The organism is Lysobacter sp. K5869, assembly GCF_018847975.1.
GTDB lineage: Bacteria > Pseudomonadota > Gammaproteobacteria > Xanthomonadales > Xanthomonadaceae > Lysobacter.
Window position 1 is genome coordinate 3,151,689 of record NZ_CP072597.1, and the last position, 22,287, is coordinate 3,173,975.

Annotated in this window: 17 protein-coding genes; 5 read left to right on the forward strand and 12 right to left on the reverse strand. The window is 70.3% G+C overall.

Going from position 1 to position 22,287, the window contains the following annotated elements; genetic code table 11:
- Window positions 1-317: 317 nt before the first annotated feature.
- On the reverse strand, window positions 318-4,742 hold the full coding sequence (locus J5226_RS13745) for an Ig-like domain-containing protein (RefSeq protein WP_215835047.1): 4,425 nt from the start codon (window positions 4,740-4,742) through the stop codon (window positions 318-320).
- Between the two features lie 419 nt (window positions 4,743-5,161).
- Between J5226_RS13745 and J5226_RS13750 the strand changes: the two genes are divergently transcribed.
- The 3 genes from J5226_RS13750 to J5226_RS13760 all read left to right on the forward strand — a co-directional run bounded on the left by J5226_RS13750 (window position 5,162) and on the right by J5226_RS13760 (window position 8,847).
- Entirely contained in the window at window positions 5,162-5,449 is a 288-nt protein-coding gene (locus J5226_RS13750; protein ID WP_215835048.1) for a hypothetical protein, read from the forward strand.
- Between the two features lie 268 nt (window positions 5,450-5,717).
- Entirely contained in the window at window positions 5,718-7,130 is a 1,413-nt protein-coding gene (gene radA, locus J5226_RS13755) for a DNA repair protein RadA (RefSeq protein WP_215835049.1), read from the forward strand.
- Window positions 7,131-7,476: 346 nt separating this feature from the next.
- The gene (locus tag J5226_RS13760; RefSeq protein ID WP_215835050.1) at window positions 7,477-8,847 is read left to right on the forward strand and encodes a hypothetical protein; all 1,371 of its coding nucleotides are present in this window, start codon (window positions 7,477-7,479) and stop codon (window positions 8,845-8,847) included.
- A 117-nt stretch (window positions 8,848-8,964) separates the two neighbouring features.
- On the opposite strand, the gene J5226_RS13765 is transcribed toward J5226_RS13760, so the two are convergent.
- From J5226_RS13765 to J5226_RS13780, 4 genes are all read right to left on the reverse strand, one after another.
- On the reverse strand, window positions 8,965-9,384 hold the full coding sequence (locus J5226_RS13765; RefSeq protein ID WP_215835051.1) for a glutaredoxin family protein: 420 nt from the start codon (window positions 9,382-9,384) through the stop codon (window positions 8,965-8,967).
- A 76-nt stretch (window positions 9,385-9,460) separates the two neighbouring features.
- Complete coding sequence (locus J5226_RS13770) at window positions 9,461-9,682, reverse strand: hypothetical protein (protein WP_215835052.1); 222 nt, start codon at window positions 9,680-9,682, stop codon at window positions 9,461-9,463.
- A gap of 267 nt (window positions 9,683-9,949) precedes the next feature.
- Window positions 9,950-10,153, reverse strand: coding sequence for a hypothetical protein (locus tag J5226_RS13775; protein ID WP_215835053.1), 204 nt, complete (start codon window positions 10,151-10,153; stop codon window positions 9,950-9,952).
- Between the two features lie 30 nt (window positions 10,154-10,183).
- Window positions 10,184-10,393 (reverse strand): hypothetical protein, encoded by a 210-nt coding sequence (locus J5226_RS13780; protein ID WP_215835054.1) that lies wholly within the window; start codon window positions 10,391-10,393, stop codon window positions 10,184-10,186.
- A gap of 283 nt (window positions 10,394-10,676) precedes the next feature.
- Here J5226_RS13780 and J5226_RS13785 point away from each other — a divergent pair, with 283 nt between their 5' ends.
- A complete protein-coding gene (locus tag J5226_RS13785) occupies window positions 10,677-12,416 on the forward strand; it encodes a hydrogenase maturation protein (RefSeq protein WP_215835055.1) in 1,740 nt (579 codons plus the stop codon).
- Window positions 12,417-12,519: 103 nt separating this feature from the next.
- On the opposite strand, the gene J5226_RS13790 is transcribed toward J5226_RS13785, so the two are convergent.
- From J5226_RS13790 to ccsA, 7 genes are all read right to left on the reverse strand, one after another.
- On the reverse strand, window positions 12,520-12,735 hold the full coding sequence (locus J5226_RS13790) for a hypothetical protein (RefSeq protein ID WP_215835056.1): 216 nt from the start codon (window positions 12,733-12,735) through the stop codon (window positions 12,520-12,522).
- A 259-nt stretch (window positions 12,736-12,994) separates the two neighbouring features.
- Window positions 12,995-14,575: a DHA2 family efflux MFS transporter permease subunit gene (locus J5226_RS13795; protein WP_215835057.1), complete on the reverse strand. Its 1,581-nt coding sequence runs from the start codon at window positions 14,573-14,575 to the stop codon at window positions 12,995-12,997.
- Window positions 14,576-15,213: 638 nt separating this feature from the next.
- Window positions 15,214-16,407: an efflux RND transporter periplasmic adaptor subunit gene (locus tag J5226_RS13800; RefSeq protein WP_215835058.1), complete on the reverse strand. Its 1,194-nt coding sequence runs from the start codon at window positions 16,405-16,407 to the stop codon at window positions 15,214-15,216.
- Complete coding sequence (locus tag J5226_RS13805; protein WP_215835059.1) at window positions 16,404-17,924, reverse strand: efflux transporter outer membrane subunit; 1,521 nt, start codon at window positions 17,922-17,924, stop codon at window positions 16,404-16,406. Before J5226_RS13805 ends, J5226_RS13800 begins: the two co-directional genes overlap by 4 nt.
- A 3-nt stretch (window positions 17,925-17,927) precedes the next feature.
- A complete protein-coding gene (locus tag J5226_RS13810) occupies window positions 17,928-18,386 on the reverse strand; it encodes a MarR family transcriptional regulator (protein WP_074866390.1) in 459 nt (152 codons plus the stop codon).
- A gap of 284 nt (window positions 18,387-18,670) precedes the next feature.
- Window positions 18,671-19,342 carry a type II CAAX endopeptidase family protein gene (locus J5226_RS13815; RefSeq protein ID WP_215835060.1) on the reverse strand — a complete coding sequence of 224 codons (672 nt, stop codon included), beginning with the start codon at window positions 19,340-19,342 and terminating at the stop codon, window positions 18,671-18,673.
- 52 nt (window positions 19,343-19,394) lie between these two features.
- Window positions 19,395-20,186, reverse strand: a complete 792-nt coding sequence (ccsA, locus tag J5226_RS13820) for a cytochrome c biogenesis protein CcsA (protein ID WP_215835061.1) — start codon at window positions 20,184-20,186, stop codon at window positions 19,395-19,397.
- Window positions 20,187-20,331: 145 nt separating this feature from the next.
- Between ccsA and ffh the strand changes: the two genes are divergently transcribed.
- The gene (ffh, locus tag J5226_RS13825) at window positions 20,332-21,699 is read left to right on the forward strand and encodes a signal recognition particle protein (RefSeq protein ID WP_215835062.1); all 1,368 of its coding nucleotides are present in this window, start codon (window positions 20,332-20,334) and stop codon (window positions 21,697-21,699) included.
- Window positions 21,700-22,287: the final 588 nt, after the last annotated feature.

Here is a 22,287-nt window from a genome sequence, read left to right on the forward strand (position 1 = left end):
GCCGCGGCGAAACCCACCCGCGCCTCCATCCCGTCCGGGTGCAAGAATCCGCCGCGTCCCGTCTCGCACGCCAAAGCCTCCCGCCAAGCCATCGCGTTCAAGGCACGCATCACCACGCCCGAAAGGATCAGCTGCGAGTACAGCCCGCGGAGCAGGAAGGAGTTCGGTCGTCCATCAGCCCGATTCCAGGACGATTGCGCCACTGCCGCCGTGAGGCCGCCAGTGTTGCGGCGCGCGAAACAAAAGCAGATGCGCGAGCCCCGGATTTCGGTGCCACGCCACCGCGCCCGCGCCGGGTAGGCGCGGGCGCGGATCGATCAAGGCGCCGGATCCAAACGCAGCAAAGTCTGCACGGCGACGCCCGGCGCGGCTGTGACTTCCACCGTGTAATCGCCATCCGCCGGCAACGGCGGCAGCGTCTTGGCGAAACTCGCATCGCTGGTTTGCGCGGCGTCGAGCACGGCGCCGTTGGGGCCGCGCACGCGGTAGGACACCACCGCCGCGGCCGGCGTGGTGACTTGATCGCTGGCCGACAGGATCCAGCGCTGCCCCGCGTTGCCGGGCAGGCGCAGCCGCGCCGGTTGGCCGCTGCGCAGTTGCAGCGGGTACGGCTCGCTCGGCGTCAAGTCGCCGACGCGCACCGTGCTCAGCGTGGCGTCGATGGCGAAGGGTTGCGGCGAGGTCTGGGTCGTGTCGATCAAGCTCGCTTGGTAGCGTCCGGGCGGCAACGCGTTCAACGGCAGGGTGCAGCCCAGCGCGTTTTCGCCGCAGGGTATTTCGAGCGCCGGGTCGTTGCCGCGCACCACGCGAAATTCGAAGCCGCTCGAGGCGACCGGCGCGACCGCGGCCACGTCCAGCGACAGCGCGCTGTCGGCGGCGACGTCGAAGCCGAAACGCAGCGCTTGGCCCGCGTGATCGGCGGCCATGCGCAGCGGCGCGCCGTCGGTTTCGAGCAGGCCGAAGTCCGGGTTGAGGTCGAGCCGGACTTGCGCGCTCATCGGATCACCTTGCAAAGGATCGACCCGCACGTAATGCGCGCCGCTGGCGGCGAGCGGGCCGAAGCGCAGGAACGCATCGCCTTCGCTTTCGCCGCGCATCACCTGTGCGCCGTCCGGGCCGTAGACCGTGTAGGCGAAGCGGTGCGCGGGCAGCGGGCCGGGCGGCTGTCCGCCGTGGCTGTGGCCGCTGACGGCGAAGGTCAGGTACTGGCCGGCTTCGCCCTGGAACCACAGGCGCGCGTTCTGGCCCCAGCGTTCGATGTTCAGCGCCAGCGGTTGGGCCAGGGTCAGCGTGTGTTCCTGATCCGAACTCAGGCTGACGCGCGCGCCGTACGGCGCCTGGCCGGGCGCCGGTTCGAGTTCGGCGACGTAGGAACCCGCGTCCAATCCGTCGAGGTCGAGCGCGCAGCTGCCGGTCAGCGCGTCGCAGGTGGTCGATGCGATCGCCGCGCCGGCGGCGTTGCGCACGCGCACCCACAACGGGATCGACACGCCGTCCAGCGCGTCCACGCCCAAGCCCAGCCGCGCGCCTTGCGCGGCTTGGAAATTCAGGCGCAGCGTTTGCCCGGTCAGCTGCGAGCGCAGGCTCAACGGATCGGCGTTGGCGACGAGGTCGGCGCTGAAATCGTCGACGATCGCCAACTGCGCCGACAGCCTCGCGGCTTGTCCGGGATCGACGAACACTTGGTAATCGCCGTCGCTGGGCAAGTCGCGCACGCTGACGCCGCCGCTGCCGTTGGCGCCGACCGAGTTCTGCGCCAGCACGCGGCCGTCCGGCGCGCGCACGGTGTAGGCGACCAGCGCGCCGGCCGGTTCGGTGACTTGCGAGCTCACGCTCAGGTTGAGCGTGGCGCCGGCGCGTCCGGCGACGGCGACGCGCGCGTTTTGGCCCCAGCGCGCGATCTGCAGGTTCAGTGGCTGGGTCGGCGCAAGCGTGGCGGTCGCGTCGCGGCTGAGGGTCGCGAGCACGCGCATCGCGGTCGCGCTGGCCGGCGGCGTGGCGCGCAGCGTGTAGCGGCCGGCGGCGAGCGCGGGCAGGTCCATCTCGCAATCGGTCAGGTAAGGCGTCGGCGTGCAATCCTGCGCGGCGACCGTTCGGCCTTGCGCGTCGGCGACCGCGAAGCGGATCGGTCCGTCGGCGCCGAGCAACGCGATGCCGCTGAGGCCGAGGCCGATGTCGGCCGTGGAGGGATTGGCGAAGTTCAGGGTCGTGGCGCCGTTGGCGCCTTGCGTGCGCAGTTCGACCGAGCCCGAATCGATCGGCGTGGCCGCATACGGATCTTCCAGGCTCGCCTGCGCGCTCCAGGTTTCGCCGCGCGGCGCGTCCATCACCAGCGTGTAGCGGCCGGCCGCGGCGTTTTCGACGCTGAAGCTGCGCGCGCCGGAGCCGAGGCTGCTCTGCAGCGCCGCGCCGGTGGGCGAGAGCAGCAAATAGTTCAGCCCCGCCTGCGCGGGCACGGTGACGGGCGCGGCGATGTTGACTTGCGCGTTCTGTCCGGCGGCGAGGTCGAACTCCAGGCGCGCGATCTGGCCCGGGCGGTCGACGACGACGTCGGTGGCTTGGCTCGCGCTCAGCGGCACGGTCTTGGGCCGGCTCAGCGTCGCGCGGTAGCTCACCGCGGCGTTGGCGCTGCCGGAAGGCCGCACTTCGGCGACGTACACGCCGGCCGGGTGCGCGGGCAGGCTCAGGTCGCAGCGGCCGTAAGCGACGTCGCACTGGGTGCTGACGCCGAACACGCTCAAGCTCAGCGTGCTGCCGTTGGCCACGCTCAGGCCGGTGAGGCCGAGGCCGACGTGGTTGCCGCCTTCGCTTTCGAAGGTGATCGGCGAGGGCGCGGCGGCGTTGGCGCGCACCAGCGCGTCGCCGTCGAGTTCGACCATGTTGCTGGGACCCAGCGACACCTGCGCGCTGACCTGTTCGCCGTAACGCGGATCGATCAGCACGGTGTAGCGGCCGGTCGTGGGCAAGGTCTGCTTCGCCAGCCCGTCGCGCAGGCTCACGGTCTTTTGCAGCAGCACGCTGCCGTTGGGCGCGAGCAGGCTGTAGTTGACCGCGCGCCCGGCCGGTACGGTGGTTTGCGAGATCACGCGCAGGCCGAGCACGTAGCCCGCGGTGCCGTCGAAGGCGATGCGCGCGTTCTGGCCGCGGCGCAGGCCCGAGACGCTGGTGGCGCTGGGCAGTTGGACGTTGTAGAGCGCGTCGCGGTAAAGGCCGGCCTTGAAGCTCAAGGTCGCGCCGGCCGGCGGCTGCACGGCGACGCTGTAGCCGCCGCGCGGCAGTCCCGGCAAGTCGATGCCGCAGCCGTTGTTGGCGGCGGCGCAGGCGAGGCTGACCGGCGGGCGGCCGGGCAGCGTGTAGGTGACGGTGGCCGGCTCGCTGGAACCGCTGACGACCAGATCGCTGAGGCCGAGGCCGTAATCGACCGGCGTGGCGCTGGAGGAACCGAAGTTCAACTTCACCGTTTGATCGGCGAGGGTGGTGGCGATGGTTTGCGCGGTTTCGGGCGCGAGCGTCACCGACAACGGCGTCGGCGCGACGGCGGTCGCGGTGGGCTGCGCTTTCGCGGCGGTGGCGGCGCTGCGCGGCGCGGCGACTTGCGCAGGAGCGGCGACGATGCCCGCGGATGCCGCCTTAGCCGTCGCCGTTTTCGCCGGCGCCTCGTTCGCCGCGCGCGCCGGCGCGCGCTCGCCGGCGTCGGCGCCGGTCGCGAAGTCGATCAGCGTCGGCGCCAGCGGCTGGCCGTTGCGCGCGTGCGCGCCGTCGACCAGCAGCGAGTACTCGGCATTCGGCTGCAAGCGCCGGTGCGGCGTGACGAACAGCAGCCGTCCGGCTTCGGCCGGCGTGACCCGCACCGCGGCGAACCCGTTGGGGCCGAGCAGGGTGACGTTGGCGGCGTTGAGTTCGTTCGCGCGCAGCGGTTCGCTGAAGCGCAGCGACAGGCGCGCGTCGGCGGCGACGTCGCGGGCGCGGTCGCGCGGGGTCGAGCCGCTGAGTCGCGGCGCGGCCGCGGACGCGCTGGCGTCTTGCGAGGCATCGGTGGCGGCGAACGCGCGCTGCGCGGGGTCGTAAAGCTGGTCGCGCGATTGCGCGCGGCCATGCGCGTCGACGCCCTCGGACAAGCGCACGCGCCCGTCGGCCTCGACCCGGCTGCGATGCCCCAGCCGCGCCGGCGCCTGCGCGTCCGGCGCGGCGGCGCCGCCGCGTTCGTCCCACAGTTCCGAACGCGCCCCGGCCTCGGCCGATGCGGTCCAGCCGCCGGTCAACAGCAGGCGGCCGTCGCTGAGCACGCTGGCGGCGTGGCCGGCGCGCGGCGACAGCGGTACCTCGTAGGCGGTGGTCAGCGTGCGCGCGGCCGGGTCGAACCACAGGCCGCCGGCTTGCAGGCGGTTGTTCGCGTCCACGCCGCCCCACAGCAGCGCGCGGCCGCTGGGCAGCAGGCTCAGGCTGGCGTAACGGCGCGCCGACGCCAGCGGCCAGCGCCGCAGCGTGCGGCCGTCGATCCGGTCCTCGACCTGCCTGAGCGCGCCGCCGTCGCGTTCGAGCACCAGCCAGGTGCCGTCGGGCAACTGCGTGCGCGCCTCGCGCGGGTGGGCGGCGAGGCCGCGCGCCAGTTCGGGCGGCAGCGCGGGGGCGGCGGCATCGGCGGCGCCGTGCGACAGCGCGGCGGCGATGCCCAGGGCGAGCGTCGCGATCGCGCCGCCGCCGATCCAGGGGCGGGACAGTCCTTGCGCGGAAAACTCCATGTCGGATTCCTTGGTGAACGCCGCCGGACGGCAGCGGGTGCCGCGGCCCGGGTCGCGGGCCGTGGAGGTCGGGTCGGGTGGGTCGGGCGAAACGGTCGGGCCGCGGACCGCGCGCTCCCCTGCGCGGCCGCTGCCCCGGCGCGAACGATGCGCCTCTCGTGCGCATTTAAACGCAGTCGTATCTCACTTGTTGAGTGCCTTCGCGCTCGTCGGCGACGGACGCGCGTCGCGGCCGTTGCGACCGTTGCCGTTCAGGCTGCGCCGCCCCGCCGGTTGTCATCGCCGTGCATAGAAGGTGAACTCAAACTAGGCGCCGAATCGGTCTTCACCAATTCGCTATTCCTTCTTCACTCTTTTTTATCGCTTCGATGGACACCATGCGCCGGCCCGCGACACAGGCGACACAGGCAATGACGAAAATGCGCGTAGACGTATTCGTGGTAGGCGACAACGAGGGGTATGTGGTCGCGCCGTCCGACAGTTGGCTGCCCCTGGACGAAATGAAGGCGCTAGGCGCGCTGCGCTTCGGCTGGACCATCGACACCGCGATGGCGCGGCCGATGCTGGACTGGCGCGCGATCGGCAACGACATCGACGCGCGCGGCTACAGCATCGTCGCGTCCACCGACGTCAGCGGTTTGCTGGCGGTGCCGCAGCAGCATTTGCGCGCGATTTATCCGGAGCAGCATCGGCCGATCGCGGCTTGAGCGGCGGGGGCGTTTTCGTCCGGCGAGGCGACGTCGTAAGCGCGGTGGCGCGGTCGCGGCTTGCGCCGCTCCTACAGGGGCTGCGGATCGATCCGGGCTACCTGTAGGAGCGGCGCAAGCCGCGACCACGAACCGTCCCCTGCGACGAAACCCACCCGCACCCCCTCCCGCCCCGGCGTAGGAATCCGCCGCGCCGCCGCGTCCCGTCTCGCACGCTGCGACGATCAGCGGCTAAAGTGCCGCTTTACCCGCGCAGCCGCCGTCCGCCATGTCCAAAGCCCCCGCCAAGTCCGCCGCGTCCAAGGCGCGCACCGCCTACGTGTGTTCCGAGTGCGGCGCCGATTACAGCAAGTGGCAGGGCCAGTGCGGCGAATGCGGGGCCTGGAACACGCTCAGCGAATTCGTGGTCGAGCCGGCGGCCAAGGCCGGCGCGGCCAACGTCGCCGCCAGCCGCCGCACCAGTTGGGCCGGGCGCGCCGACGCGCCGGCGGTGACCGCGCTCAAGGACGTCACCCATCAGGAAGAAGCCCGCGTCACCACCGGCATCGGCGAGTTCGACCGCGTGCTCGGCGGCGGCCTCGTGCACGGCGCGGTGGTGCTGGTCGGCGGCGATCCGGGCATCGGCAAGTCCACGCTGCTGCTGCAGGCGATCACCCGCATGGCGCAGACGATGCCGGGCCTGTACGTCACCGGCGAGGAATCGCTGTCGCAGGTCGCCGGCCGCGGCGCGCGCCTGGGCTTGCCGCTCGACGGCGTGCACGCGCTGGCCGAGACCTGCGTCGAGCGCATCCTCGAACACTCCTCGAAAATGAAACCGGCGCTGATCGTCGCCGACTCGGTCCAGACCTTGTGGACCGAACAGCTCGGCGCCGCGCCCGGCTCGGTCAGCCAGGTGCGCGAGAGCGCGGCGCGGCTGGTGCGCTACGCCAAGGAAACCGGCACCGCGGTGTTCCTGGTCGGCCACGTCACCAAGGAAGGCGGCATCGCCGGCCCGCGCGTGCTGGAACACATGGTCGACGCGGTGCTGTACTTCGAGGGCGAAAGCGGCAGCCGTTTCCGCGTGCTGCGCGCGTTCAAGAACCGCTTCGGCGCGGTCAACGAACTCGGCGTGTTCGCGATGAGCGACAAGGGCCTGCGCGAAGTGCCCAACCCGTCGGCGATCTTCCTCTCCGGCAGCCGCGCGCCGCAGCCCGGCAGCTGCGTGATGGTGACCCGCGAAGGCACCCGCCCGCTGCTGGTGGAAGTGCAGGCGCTGGTGGATTCCTCGCCGCTGTCGAACCCGCGCCGGGTCGCGGTGGGCATGGAGCAGAACCGTCTGGCGATGCTGCTGGCGGTGCTGCACCGCCACGGCGGCGTCGCGGTCGGCGACCAGGACGTGTTCGTCAACGTGGTCGGCGGCATCCGCGTGCAGGAAACCGCGGCCGACCTGCCGGTGCTGCTGGCGGTGCTGTCCTCGCTGCGCGATCAGCCGCTGGCCGAGCAGACCATCGCCTTCGGCGAAGTCGGCCTGTCCGGCGAGATCCGGCCGGTGCCCAACGGCGAAGACCGCTTGAAGGAAGCGGCCACCCACGGCTTCAAGCGCGCGATCGTGCCCAAGAGCAACGCGCCGCGCGGCGGCCGGGTGGGGGAGATGGAGGTGATCGCGGTCGAGCGTCTGGCCGAGGCGATCGACGCGCTTTGAGCGGGCTCGCGCGGATAGCGCGATCGGGCCGCGCCGGCTGAACCGGTCTGCTCCATCGGCCTGCTCCGGCGACAAGGACGCGCCGCACCGATCCGGCCTGCGCCGGCGCACGAACGTTTCGCACCGACCGGTCTGCGCCGGTGTACGAACGCTCCGCATCGGTTCGCTCCGTGCCAGCGAACCACGTCGCGAGCGTCCGGCGCGATGAGCCGCGAACGCATCGTGCGTCCGCGTTCGCGCCAAGCCTGGGTTTCGCGTCCGCGTTCGCAGTCTGCGCAAACGGCGTGGCGATACTGGTGCGGCGACGCCAATGTCGCTTCGACACCTCATCGCAAAGGACGCACGCATGAACTCCCGCATCATCTTGTCCGCCGCGCTCATGGCCATCGCCAGCGCGGCTCAGGCGCAATCCCCGGTCGTGGAATGGACTTCGCCGCGCCTGGACGGCAGCACCAGCCATTACGGCTCGTGCTGCGATCCGGTCGAAGAGAACGCGATGGCCACCGACGCCGCCGGCAACGTCTACCTGGTCGGCTACCGCCCGCTCGGCCCCGCCACGGTGTGGACGGTCAGCAAACTGTCCGCCTCCGGCGAACTGTTGTGGCAGGCCAGCAACAACGGCCCGGAGCGGCGCTTCGACTACGCCTACGCGGTGGCGGTCGACCCCAACGGCGATCCGGTGGTCACCGGCGCGTCCTCGCAAGGCGGCTGGCCCACCTTCCTCACCATCAAGTTTTCCGGCGCCGACGGCCGCCAGTTGTGGGAGCGGCGCTGGCGCGACGTGGAAGGCGGTTACGGCGCCGCCCTGGCGATCGACGCGGCCGGCGATGTGGTGGTGATCGGCACGGCGCGCAATCGGCAGATCGGCACGGACTACGCCACGGTCAAGTACCGCGGCAGCGACGGCGAGCAGTTGTGGGCCAGCACCTACGGGCGGGTCACCAACGAAGGCGACGCGCCGGCCGCCGTGGCCCTGGACCGCAACGGCAACGTCTTCGTCACCGGCGCCTCCGGCAGTTCGCAGTTCAGCAACGTTGCCACGATCAAGTACGACGGCGCCACCGGCGCGCAGTTGTGGGTCGCGCTGTACGCGCCGAAATTGTGGGGCACTTCGGTGGCGCACTTCGGCATGGACATCGCCGTGGACAGCCAGGGCGATCCGGTGGTGACCGGCGATTCCTTCGGCGAGCGGTTCCGCGACTTCGCCACGATCAAGTACGACGGCGCCACCGGTGCGCAGCGCTGGGTCGCGCGCTTCGACGCGGGCATTTCGCGCGACGATCAACCCAAGGCCGTGGCGATCGACGCCAACGACGACGTCTACGTCGCCGGCGCGAGCTGGTGGAACGCGCCCGAGTCGAACTGGCGGATGGCGACGGTCAAGTACTCCGGAGTCAACGGCGGCGAAGTGTGGCGCGCGATCAGCCAGTCGCCGTGGGCGAGCAAGGAAAGCGCCTACGCTCTGGCCGTGGACGCGACCGGCGTGCAGGTCGCGGGTTGGGCGACCGGCGCCGACGGCAAGTACTTCCCCGCGGCGATCGGCTACTCGCCGACGACCGGCGCGCAATGGTGGGCCGCGCCGTTCGCGCAGTCGAGTTCGGACAACACCGCGACGGTCGCGCTCAAGCCGGCCGGCGACGGCGCGCTTTACCTCGGCGTCAAGCACTACTACACGACCGACGCGCTCTTCATCAAACGCTTGCGGACGACGCCCTGAGCCGTCGGCCCGCGCGTTTCGTTCGCAGCGCCGGCAGCGGCCATCGCCGCTGCCGGTTTCGGGCTTCCCGAATCGGGCCCCCTTGAATCAAACCTTCTCGAATCAAACCTGCTCGAATCAGGCCTTCTTGGCCTCGGTCTTGCCGTGCTTCTGCAGCAACTCGACCAGCTTGGCCTCATCGAACCCACGCATGCTCTGATCGCCGATATAGATCACCGGCACGCTCTTGATCTTGAGCCCGTCGGCTTCCTTGCGCGCGACCTCGTCCTTGTCGATCACCCGCTCGACGTAGCGCACGTTGCGCTTGTCCAGCAGGTCCTTGGCCTTGTGGCAGAACGGGCAGGTCGACAAGGTGTAGAGCACGATGTCGCCGCCGGCCTTGGCGTAGACGGCCGAATAGTCGCCCTGTTCGACGTCCACGCCGCCACCGCCGCCGCCGATCAGGCCGCTGTTGCGCACCAGATAGCCGGCGCCTACGCCCAGGCCCAAGGCCAGGGCCACGACCAGGATGGTGGTCAGGATCGACTTGAAGTTCATTCCTTGTCCTCGGTGGATCGCAGATGGAAAAAGCCGGCGTCGGCGACGCCGGCGGTGATGAAGGCGCGGGCGGCGCTCAGCCGCGGCAGCCGCAGGCGTTGACGCAGGTCTGGCGCAAGCGGAAGCAGGCGGTGCCGCCGCCGTCGGCGCGGCATTGCTCGAAGCGGGCGATGCAGTCCTGCCAGCACAGCGAGCATTCTTCGGGCGTGCGGGCGGCGAAGGCGCTCAGCGAGAGCGCGAGGCCGAAGCAGAAGCCGGCCAGTGCGGCGGCATGGGCGCGGCGCGTAGCGGTCAACATCACTGTTCCTCCCTGTGCCCGTCTGTGGGCGCTGTGCGGTTATATCACCGCGCCGCGCGCGTTCCATGTCCCGTCGGCACGGCGGATGTGATGCGCGTTGCGGAATGCGGGCGCGTCGCGGGGCGCGGCGGCGTGCGTCGCCGGCGCGTCCCGCGCGCGGCCCCGGCTTACGCTGCGTTGCGGCACGGCTTTGCGCGAACGCCGCCGCGCCGCGCGACGGCCGGGGCGAACGCGAACGCTCGCCCCGGCCGGCGTCGCGCGGTCGGATCAGACCGTGCAGCCGCAGGCGCGGATGCACGCGCGCAGGTTGGTCTTGCAGAACGGATAACCGTCGGAGTTGCACTGCTCGTACTGGACGTAGCACTCGTCCGTGCACGCCTGGCAATCCTCCGCCTGAGCGAAGGCGCCGAACGAGAACGCGAGACCGAAGCCGAACGCGGCGACGGCGAAGACGCGGGTGCGCTTGAACATGATCGAAGTCTCCTGGGATGGCGGGTCGGATCAGGGCAGTCGGCAGTTGCACAGACGGCGGCATTCCGCGTACGCCGCGAGGCATTGCTCCGACGGCGTGCCGGCGGCGCGGCACGCCGAACGCTCGACCAGACAATTGCGGTAGCAGTCTTCGCAAGCGGTGGCGACGGCGCTCAGCGAAAACGCCAGCCCGAAACAGAACGCGGTGGCCGCGAGGACGCGGCGGGTGGGTTTGAACATCGATCTCTCCTTGTGCGATGGGACGAACGCTCATCGTGAGCGGGTGACGGCGGCGCCCGGCGCCGCGGGTCGCGCGCGGCGCGACGGCTCGGACCAACGCGGTGCGACGAGAGGGGCGGCCACCGCACGGCACTTTCGCGACGACTTTCTTGTGGAACGGCGATGGACGTCGAAGAAACGCAAGGCCAGCGCGAGGCGACAAGGTTTTGTGATGACCGCTCATGTTTATGAACATGCATTGGCACACATTCGAGACTTCGTAGGTGGCAGGGGGGATGGATCCATGTCGCTGCGCATCTTGTTTTTATGCACTGCGTTCAATGGGCTGGCTCAGCGCGCCTGGGCCGAACTCACCGAGTCGGGCCACGAGGTCGCCGTGCAGATGGCCGCCGATGCGGACACCATGCGCGCGGCGGTCGCGCGCGAACGTCCGCAACTGATCGTCGCGCCGATGCTCAAGTCGGCGATCCCCGAAGACCTCTGGACGCGCCACACCTGTTTGATCGTGCACCCGGGCATCGTCGGCGACCGCGGGCCGTCGTCGTTGGACTGGGCGATCCTGGAAGGCGCGCCGCAATGGGGCGTCACCGTGCTGCAGGCCGCGGCCGAGATGGACGCGGGCGATATCTGGGCCAGCGCCGGTTTCGCCGTGCGCGGCGCGTCCAAGAGCGAGCTGTACCGGCACGAAGTCACCGACGCGGCGGTGCGCGCCTTGCTGCAGGCGGTGGAGCGGTTCGAGACCGGCGGCTTCGCGCCGCAGCCGCTGGATTACGCCGATCCCGACGTGCGCGGCCGCTTGCGCCCGGGCATGCGCCCGGCCGACCGCGCGCTGGACTGGGAGATGGACAACGCCGCGCTGCTGGCGCGGATCCGCTGCGGCGACAGCGCGCCGGGCGCGCGCGGCGAGATCGCCGGGCTGCGTTGTCAGGTGTTCGGCGCGCACGTCGAACCCTCGCTGCGCGGCCGTCCGGGCGAACTGCTCGGCCGCCGCGAAGGCGCGGTGTGCGTGGCCACGGGCGACGGCGCGCTGTGGCTGAGCCATTTGCGCGACAAGGACGGGATCAAGCTGCCGGCGACCCAGACGCTGGGCGAGGCGCGCCTGCGCGGCGTGGCCGCGCGCGCGCTCAAGCCGGCGACCTCGGTGGCCGGGCGGCGCGATCACGGCTACCGTCAGATCCGCTACCGCGAAGTCGGCGCGGTCGGCTACCTGCATTTCGATTTCTACAACGGCGCGATGTCGACCTTGCAGTGCGACCGCCTGCGCACCGCGTTCCTGCACGCGCGCCAGCGTCCGACCCGCGCCATCGCGCTGCTCGGCGGCGGCGATATCTGGTCCAACGGCATCCACCTCAACACCATCGAGGCCGCCGCCGATCCGGCGTTGGAATCGTGGCGCAACATCCTGGCGATGAACGCGTTGGTGCGCGAAATCGTGCTGACCGATTCGCATCTGGTGGTTGCGGCGATGCAGGGCAACGCCGGCGCCGGCGGCGCGATCCTGGCGCTGGCGGCCGATCACGTCTGGGCGCGGCGCGGCGTGGTGCTCAATCCGCATTACAAGGCGATGGGCGGCTTGTACGGTTCGGAGTACTGGACCTATCTGCTGCCGCGCCGGGTCGGCGAGACCGTCGCGCAGGAACTGACCGAAGGGCTGCGTCCGATCGGCGCGCCCGCGGCCGAGCGCATCGGCCTGATTGACGCGGCCTTCGGTGCCAGCGGCGCGGATTTCCTCGCCCATGTCGAGCAGCGCGCCGAGCGTCTGGCCGAACCGGGCGCTTGCCGCAAGGCGCTGACCCTCAAGCGCCGCCGCCGCGCCGAGGACGAACGGCGCAAGCCGCTGGAAAGCTACGGCGCCGAGGAACTGGCGCATATGTACCGCAACTTCTTCGGTCCCGACCGCGCTTATCACGACGCGCGCCGCCGCTTCGTGCGCAAGCAAGCGGTGTCGCCGTGCGAGGCGGGCGAGAGCTTCGCCGCCGAACGCAGCGAAGCCAGGCCCAAGTCGGTGCGCGCGAACGCCTGAGCGGACGCGCGGGCGAGGGCGTGCGCATGCGCGCGCGAGGCGGGCGGGATCATCGGAACGAAAGCGCGGCAGGCCGCAGGGCCCGGCCTGCCGCGCGCCCGGCTCAGGGCATCATGCAGCCGCAATCGCGGCCGCACTGGGTGAACTGCGAGGAGCAGGCCCAGCCGTCGCCGTACTGCTGCTTGCAGTCTTCGTATTGGGCGATGCAGCGGTTCCAGCAGGTGTTGCACACGCCGGCCACCGCGCTCATCGAGAACGCGAAACCGAAAGCCATGGCGGCGAAGGCGAGCAATCCGAGCTTGCGCGAGCGGGTCTTCATGAAGCTCTCTCCTTAGGGCGTTCGCGCGTCCCGGAAGTGGGCGCGCGGTCGGCGGCGGCCGCCGCGAAACCGGGCGACGCCGTGGGAGCGGGTTCGCGGTCGCGGCTTGCGCCGTTCCTACACTCGCAACGCGGCGGGAAAAAGGATCACGCGCCGGCGATGCGCCGGCGATGCGCCGGCGGCCGGCCCGAACGAAGTCCCGAAAAGCGAACGGGCCGGAAGTCCGGCCCGTTCGCATGCTTGGATGGCGCGGCGCGGCTCAGTGCCCGCCGGCCGCCGCGGCGCCGCCGCCAGCCTTGGCGGTGAACGGCGGCTTGGCCAGCCACACGAACGCGGTCACCACGACGAACAGGATGCCGATCAGGTACAGCATCTCGTTGAAGCCGATCTGCGCGGCCTGCTGCGAGATCATCTGGTTCAGCGCCAGCGCGCCGCGGGTCGGATCGCCGCGGCCGAGTTGGTCGACGGTCTGCTGGATCTGCGGATCGTAGGCGCCGATGTGCTCGGTCAGCTGCGCGTGGTGGATGGTGCTGCGCTGGTTCCAGGCCCAGGTGGTCAGCGAGGCGGCGAAGCTGCCGCCGAGCGTTCGCACGAACGTCGCCAAGCCCGAGCCCGCGGCGATCTCATGCGGCTCCAGGTCCGACAGCAGGATCGTCAGCACCGGCATGAAGAACAGCGCCACGCCCAGGCCTTGCCACAGCTGCACCAGGGCGACGTGCTGGAAGTCCACGTCGAGGTTGAAGCCCGAGCGCACGAAGCTGGTCGCCGCCATGACGATGAACGCGCCGGTGGCGACCATGCGCAAATCGAAGCGCGCCGCGTACAGGCCCACGAACGGCGTCAGCAACACCGGCAGGATGCCGATCGGCGCGGTCGCCAAGCCCGCCCAGATCGAGGTGTAGCCCAAATTCCGCTGCAGCCACAGCGGCACCAGCAGGCCGATGGCGAAGAACGCGGAGTAGGCCACCACCATCGCCGCGGTGCCGCTGGCGAAGTTGCGGTGGCGGAACAGGCGCAGGTTGACGATCGGATCGCGCTCGGTGAGTTCCCAGATCACGAACACCGCCAGCGCGACCACGGCGACGATGGTCAGCGCGACGATGGTGGTGGAGTTGAACCAATCCTCGTCGTTGCCCAGGTCGAGCATGATCTGCAGCGCGGCCACGCCGATCACCAGCATCGCCAGACCCATGTAGTCCATCTTCGGGTTGTCCAGCCGCTCCGGGCGGCCGCGCAACTGATTGCCGACCACGAGGCTGGCGAAGATGCCGATGGGCACGTTGATGAAGAAGATCCACTCCCAACTGTAGTTGTCGGTGATCCAGCCGCCGAGGATCGGGCCGGCGATCGGCGCGACCACGGTCACCATCGCCAGCAGCGCGATGGCTTGCCCGCGTTTGTGCGGTGGATAGATCGAGATCAGCAGCGCCTGGGTGACCGGATACATCGGCCCGGCGACGAAGCCTTGCAGCGCGCGCGCGGCGACCAGCAGGCCCATGCTGTTGGCCAGGCCGCACAGGAAGGACGCGATCACGAACAGCATCGTCGCCCACATGAACAGCTTGCGTTCGCCGAACTTGCGGGTGAAGAAACCGGTCAGCGGCAGCGCGATGGCGTTGCTGACGGCGAAAGAGGTGATGACCCAGGTGGCCTGATTGGCGCTGCCGCCGAGGTTGCCGGAGATGGTCGGCAGCGACACGTTGGCGATGGTGGTGTCGAGCACCTGCATGAACGAGGCCAGGGCCAGGCCCAGCGTCGTCAGCGCCATGTTCGGCGGCTTGAAAGCGGCTTGCGGCGCCGGCGGCGCGGCGGGACCGGCATTAGCGGTGGTGGCGGACATGGAACGTGCCTGTGGGTTCGGATGCCTGAAGCTTCAGGACGGGCCGCGCGGGGGCGCGGGGCCGCGAATCGCGGTGGTGCGGTGACGCGGTGGCTTGGCGGTGCGGTGGCGTGGAGGGATGGGAGCTCGGACCTGACGGACTCTTCCTATCCCGTCGTTCCGGCGAAAACCGGAACCCATGCGGATGGGAACTCGAACCTGTGGGAACTCGAACCTGACGGATCTCCCTATTCCGTCATTCCGGCGAAAGCCGGAATCCATTTTGCTGTTGCCTCTGAAGCTCGGTGGGGAAAATCAAAATGGGTTCCGGCTTTCGCCGGAATGACGGTCTTGGAGCGATGCGGCTTCGGTTGGGGCCGGGGTTGCGTCGCTTCGGTGGGTTCCGGCTTTCGCCGGAATGACGGTCTGGGCGCGATGCGGCTTCGGTTGGAGCCCGAGGTTGCGTCGCTTCGGTCATCGACAAATAGAACGGAAGCGCAGGCGAGAACGACGTGGGGGAGGTGCTCGCCTGCGCCTTGCGGCGGCGGAACGCGCTGGCTTCGATCCCGATGCGGGGGAGGGGACATCGGCCGATGCGAACGCGGCCCGCGCCGCAATGCGGGCGGACGCGCAGCGCGCGCGTCCGTCCGCTTCCATGCTCAGCCGTGCTGCACGCCCGGCAGGTTCTCGCGCACGATCTTGTCGATCATCGCGTCGGCGTCGTGCAACTGCTTGGCGTAGGCGTCGGTGCTCAGCACCGGCTTCGCCGGCGGCGCGGCGGCCAACACCGCGCCGTTCTGGTCGCGGATGCTGACGTCGACGTGCATGCTCAGACCCAGGCGCAGCGGGTGCTCGGCCAACTGCTTGGGATCGACCTCGATGCGCACCGGCACGCGCTGGATGATCTTGATCCAGTTGCCGCTGGCGTTCTGCGCCGGCAACAGCGAGAACGCGCTGCCGGTGCCCAGGCCCAGGCTCACCACCTTGCCGTCGAAGCGCACCTTGCTGCCGTACAGATCCGAGTGCAGATCCACCGGCTGGCCGATGCGCATGTTGGCGAGCTGGGTTTCCTTGAAGTTGGCGTCCACCCACACTTCGCTGAGCGGGATGATCGTCATCAGCGCGGTGCCCGGCGCGACGCGCTGGCCCAGCTGCACGTTGCGCTTGCCGACGTAGCCGCCGACCGGCGCGACGATGGCCGAACGCTGCAGGTTCAGATAGGCCTGACGCAGCTGCGCGGCGGCCGCGGCGACCTGCGGCTGACGCGCGACGGTGGTCGCATCGACCAGCGCGCGGTTGCGCGCCAAGCTGCCGCGCGAGGACGACAACGCCGCTTCGGCCGAGGCCAGTTCGTCGCGGGCGTGGGCCAGTTCCTCGGCCGACACCGCGCCGCCGGCGACCAAACCTTCGCGCCGCTTCACGTCGGCGCGGGCCTTCTGCACCGCGACTTCGCGCGCCGACAGATCGGCCTGACCGGCGTCGACCGCGCTGAACAAGCCGCGCACCTGACGCACGGTGTTGGCGAGGTTGGCGACCGACTGGTCGTAAGCGACCTGCGCGTCGTTGGGATCGAGCTGCACCAGCACCTGCCCGGCGGCGACCTTCATGCCGTCGTCGGCGCCGATGCTGACCACGGTGCCTTGCACCTGCGGGGTGATGTTGACGACGTTGCCCTGCACGTAGGCATCGTCGGTGTCCTGATGCCAGCGCAGCACCAGCATGTAGTAGAGCGTCCAGGCCACCGCGGCGATCACCACCACGGTGAGCAGGATCAGCAGCGCCTTGCGGCGCTTGCCGTTCTTCGGCGCGGCGGGCGCGGCCGCGCCGGCATTGGGATTGACTTCGGTCGTCATGGCGTGGGGGCCTTGGCAATAGCGTTGTTATCGGAAGAAGCGTCGGGGACGGTCGCGGCGACCGGATCGGGCGGGCTCAGCTGCAAGCCGCCGCCGAGGGCGCGGTCCAGGTCGATTTGCGCGGCCAGCCGCTGCGCGCGCAGCGAGGCGAGTTGCTGATCGAGCTGCAACAGCGGGCGCTGCGCGCTGAGCACGTCGATCTGGGTGCCCAGGCCGGCGCGGTAGCGCGTGGCGGCGATCTGCCAGGCCTGCTGCGCGGCGTCGCGCGCCTGCTGCGCCGAGACCAACTGGCCGTCGAGCGAGCGCGAGGACTGCACCGCGTCGGCGACTTCGCGCAGCGCGCCGATCAGGTTCTGGTTGTAGTTGGCGACCGCGAGGTCGTAGTCGGCGTCGCTGCCGGCCAGTTCGTTGCGCAGCCGGCCGCCGTCGAAGATCGGCATGCTGATCGCCGGGCCGCCTTGGTACAGGCGCGCCTGGGCGGTGAACAGGTCCGACAGGTGCGCGGTGGCGAGGCCGACGATCGCGCTGAGGTTCACCGTGGGATAGAAGTCGGCCTTGGCCGCCTTGATCCCGTGCGAGGACGCTTCCACGCGCCAGCGCGCGGCGACCACGTCCGGGCGATGGCCGAGCAGTTCGCTCGGCAGCACGTCGGGCACGCCGGCGGCGGTCTTGGCGAGCAAGCTCGGGCGGGCGATGTCGAGGCCGCGGTCCGGGCCCTTGCCGAGCAGCGCGGCGAGCGCGTTGCGGGCGGCGTCGATCTGCTGCTGCGCGGCCTGGATCTGCTGGTCGGCGCTGGCGCTGGCGCTCTGCGCGTTGCGGATCTGCAGTTGATTGTCGAGACCGGCCTTGACCCGCTGCTGGCCGAGGCCGAGCAGCTTGTCCGAGCGCAGCTTCTCGGCCTTGGCCACGTCCTGCGCCTCGAACGCCTGCGCCAGCGAGACGTAGGCGCGGGCGATGTTCGACGACAAGGTCAGGCGCGCGGCCTGCGCTTCGACCTCGGCCGCGCGCGACTGGCCCAGCGCGGCTTGCCAGCGCGCGCGCTTGCCGCCCCACAAATCGGGCGAGTACTTGAAGCTCAGCATCAGCACGTCGGCGCCGAGGTACTTGCCGCCGATGGGCTCCGGCGCGAGCGTCTCGGGCAGGTGCGCGCCGGAGTACTGCGCGCTGGCGCCGAGCGTCGGCTTGCGCGCCGCGTCGGCGAGGCCGGCCTGGGCCACCGCCTGGCGCACGCGCGCGTCGGCCGCGTCCAGGCTCGGCGAACCGGCCAGGGCTTCGTCGATCAGGCTGTTGAGCTGCGCGTCGCCGAACGCGGTCCACCAGTCGCGCTTCGGGAACGCGGCGGCGGACAGATCGGCGGCGGCGAGGCTGCGCTTGGCCTGCAGGCTGTCGGCGTCGAGCGCGCGGCCCGACGGCTCCAGGCCGCGGGTGCTGGCGCAACCGGCGAGGATCAGCGCCGCGGCCAGCGGCGTGAGCACGTAAAGCAGCCCGCGGCGCGGGCGAGTGTCGTGGACGGACATGGCTCAGGAACCGGAAAGGGAGAGGTTGTCGCGGACCTGTTCGAGCAAGCGGTAGAGCTGTTCGCGGTCGGCGTCGCTGAGGCCGGACATCGCGCGCTCGCGCACGCGCCGGCCGCACTGGTCGATGTCGGCCCAGATCGCGGCGCCGGCTTCGGTCAGGTGGATGTTCAGCGCCCGGCGGTCGTCCGGGTCGGCGACGCGCGCGACCAGGCCGCGGCTTTCGAGCTTGTCGAGCAGGCGGGTCATGGCGCCCGGATTGAGTTGGGCCGCCCGCGCCAGTTCGGTGACCCCGGCGGTGCCGATGGCCAACTCCTTGAGGGTGATGAACTGGCTGAAGGTCAGATCGTGGCCTGCCTGGGCCAGCTCGCGCTCCATCTGCGCCCACATCGCGTCGCGCACTTGGCGGAACAGCAGGCCGAGGTTGGAGGTGGAGCAGGGCTGGGTGGGGGTCGGGGTCGTCATGGCGCGGCATGGTGCTCGCCCGCGCAATAGTTGTCAATGCAAATATTGAGCTAGCAATATCCCCATTCAGCAAGTATCGAACGGGCGTGCGCAAGGGCGCCCAGACCGTTCGCTTCGGCCAAGCGATTGATTTAGAAGACGATTAGGTCGGGTCGTGAAGTTGTGACCGAAGCGGTCGAATACTGACCGTTGCGCCGCCGGCACGATTTGTTGCGCCGCAACAGGCCAAGAACGGTCAAGCGCCGCCGACGAGCGGGAGCCCGCGGGCGACCGGCGCGCGGGGCTCAGGCCGCGCTCAAGGCCCACACGTCGAGCGCGGCGTGGGCCAGCACCAGCGGCCACAGCCGGCCGGTGACCGCGTACAGCCAGGCGTAGGCCAACCCCATCGGCACGATGCTGATGACCCCGACCTCGCCTTGATAGAGGTGGTAGGCCACGCGGATCGCGGTGCTGAGGTGGATGGCCGTCCACATCGAGCGCTTGTCGCGCATCGCGCTGATCAGATAGCCGCAGACCAAGGCTTCCTCGTAGAAGCCGTTCACCGCCGAGGCCGCCAGCACCAGCCCCCAGCTCATGCCCGCTTGCACCGGCAAGGCCTCCGCGGGCGGCGGGGTGGGCAGGCCGACGCTGGCGGCGACCGCCTGCAGCACCCAGAACAGCAGCGCCGTGCCCAGCGTCAGCGACAGGCCCGGCAGCACGTCGCGCCACGACGGCGGCGGGCCGAGCCGGTCCCAGGTCCAGCCGCGTTCGCGCAGGAACAGCCCGATCATCGCCAGGATCGGAATTTCCATGCACAGCACGCCGGCCAGCCAGTTCGGATCGACCGGCTGCGGGCCGCCGGCCGGTTGCGGCGAGAACGCCGCGCTCAGGCTCGACAGCACCGGCAGGCCGAAGGCCAGCACCAGCACGCCGACGAATTCGCTGCGGTCCGACAGCGATTTGATCCAGTTGCCCATGCCGCTTTCCTTGCGCCGGCCGTGCCGGCTGCCGTGCTCGAATCCGCGGCGGTCAAACCCGCCGCAACACCAGTTCCAGCACGAACTTGCTGCCGAAGAACGCCAGCACCAGCAGCGCCATCGCCGCCAAGGTCCAGCGCACCGCGATCACCCCGCGCCAGCCGTAGCGCCAGCGCCCCAGCAGCAAGCCGCCGAAGGCCAGCCACGACAGCACGCTGAGCACGGTCTTGTGCACCAGATGCTGGGCCAGCAGGTTCTCCACGAACAAAACGCCGGTCAGCAAGGTCGCGGTGAGCAGGGCGAAGCCGACCGCGATGGTGCGGAACAGCAGGCTCTCCAGTTCCACCAGCGGCGGCAGCGCGCGCAGCCAGCCGTGGAATTCGCGCCGGCGCAGCGCGCGTTCCTGCAGCCACAGCATCATCGCCAGCAGCGCCGCGACCGCCAGGGTGGCGTAGGCCAGCAGCGCCATCCACGCGTGCAACTGCAGGCGCCAGTCCAGCGGCTCGGGGTGCAGGACGTGGCCGTAGAGTTGATAGAGCAGCAGCATCAGCGCCGACAGCGGGAACACCACCACGCCCAGCGCCGCCATGCGCCCGGTCGCGCCGACGATCGCGGTCAGCACCGACATGCCCAGCCCGACCAGCGACAGCGCGGCGAAGAAATGCAGGTCGGCGCCGCCGGCGCCGCGCCAGGCCATCAGATGGGCCAAGCCGTGCAGCAGCACCGCCAGATTGGCCGGCAGCAGCCACCCGCGCGCGCCGCGGCCGCCGTCGCGGCGCACCGCCGAGATCAGCAGGCCGGTCGCGGTCAGGTACAGGGCGATGGCGATGAGAACGATTGTCATCGGGGGAGTTTGGCATAAGGGCAGGAGATAGCGGATAGGAGGTAGGAGGTAGTGGGGGCCGGCTTTCGCTGCCCCCTACCTCCTATCCGCTATCTCCTGCCCCGCTATACTGCCCGCCCGTCGTTGCAGCCCCCGGCCCCCAGCCATGTTCGAATCCCTGACCCAACGCCTCTCCGGCACCATCGAGCGCCTGCGCGGCCGCGGCCGCCTGACCGAAGAGAACATCCGCGAAGCCACCCGCGAGGTGCGCATCGCTCTGCTCGAGGCCGACGTCGCCCTGCCGGTGGTGCAGGCGCTGATCGAGCGCATCAAGGTGCGCGCGGTCGGCCAGGAAGTGCTCAAGTCGCTGACTCCGGGCCAGGCGCTGATCAAGGTCGTGCGCGACGAGTTGACCGCGGTGATGGGCTCGCAGGCCGCCGACCTCAACCTCAACGTGCCGGCGCCGGCGGTGATCCTGATGGCCGGCCTGCAGGGCGCGGGCAAGACCACCACCGTGGGCAAGCTCGCCAAGCACCTGAAGGAACGGCGCAAGAAGAAGGTGATGGTGGTCTCCGCCGACATCTACCGTCCGGCCGCGATCGAGCAGCTCAAGCAGCTCGCCGAACAGGTCGACGTGCTGTTCTTCCCGTCGGCCGCGTCGCAGAAGCCGGAAGAGATCGTGCGCGCCGCCATCGCGGATGCGCGCAAGTCCTTCGTCGACGTGCTGCTGGTCGACACCGCCGGCCGCCTCGCCATCGACGAGGCGATGATGAGCGAGATCAAGGCGCTGCACGCCGCGGTCTCGCCGGTGGAAACCCTGTTCGTGGTCGACTCGATGACCGGCCAGGACGCCGCGACCACGGCCAAGGCCTTCAGCGAAGCGCTGCCGCTGACCGGCGTGGTGCTGACCAAGACCGACGGCGACGCCCGCGGCGGCGCCGCGCTGTCGGTGCGCTACATCACCGGCAAGCCGATCAAGTTCATCGGCGTCGGCGAGAAGCCCGACGGCCTGGACGTGTTCCACCCCGACCGCGTCGCCAGCCGCATCCTCGACATGGGCGACGTGCTGTCGCTGGTCGAGCAGGTCGAGCAGCAGGTCGACAAGGACAAGGCGCAAAAGCTCGCCGAGAAGGTCGCCAAGGGCAAGAAGTTCGACCTCAACGACATGAAGGACCAGCTCGAGCAGATGCAGAACATGGGCGGCCTGAGCGGGCTCATGGACAAGCTGCCGGGCATGGGCCAGATCCCGGATTCGGTGAAGAGCCAGATCACCGGCAAGGAAGTGCCGCGCATGGTCGCGATCATCAACTCGATGACCAAGAAGGAACGGCGCAACCCGACCTTGCTCAACGGCTCGCGCCGCGCGCGCATCGCCAAGGGCGCGGGCTTGACCCCGGCCGACGTCAACAAGCTGATGAAGCAGTATCAGCAGATGGAAAAGATGATGAGCAAGCTCTCCGGCGGCGGCATGAAGGGCCTGATGCGCGGCATGCGCGGGATGATGGGCGGCCGCGGCGGTATGCCGTTCCGCTGATCGCGAGCGGCTCGGCGCGAACCACGACGGCGGCCCTCGGGCCGCCGTTTTCGTTTCCGCCGCCGCATAGTCCACCCGCTTCGCGTAGGAGCGGCGTAAGCCGCGACCGCGCCACTGCGCTCACGACGCAACCCCCGATTCCTCCGCCGCCAACACGACGACCGCACAATCCCATCGTCGCCCTGTAGGAGCGACGCAGTCGCGACCGCGCCACCGCGCCCACGACGCAACCGCCGATTCCGTCGCCACCACAACCCGCACGAAAAACGCCGTTTTCCCCACGCGCGCACCGCCACCGCGAACCCGTATCGCGCCAACATCCCCGTCGCGCGCACCGCGACCCCACGCTCCCACGCATCGCCGACCAACGGCCCGCGCCGTTCTCTTCGTGCGAGATGCCCGCGCGTCAAACTTCTCTCCGCAGCACGGCAAGCGCATCACCCGGCACGCAACGCAACACGCACCGCGAAAGCGCAGCGACACCCGCGCACCACGCCCGCGCCGACCTCCGCCGCGGGCCGTCCTCGGCCTCACCCCGCACCACCACCGCAAGGACCGGCCGCGCATCCGCACGGCCGCAAACAGATC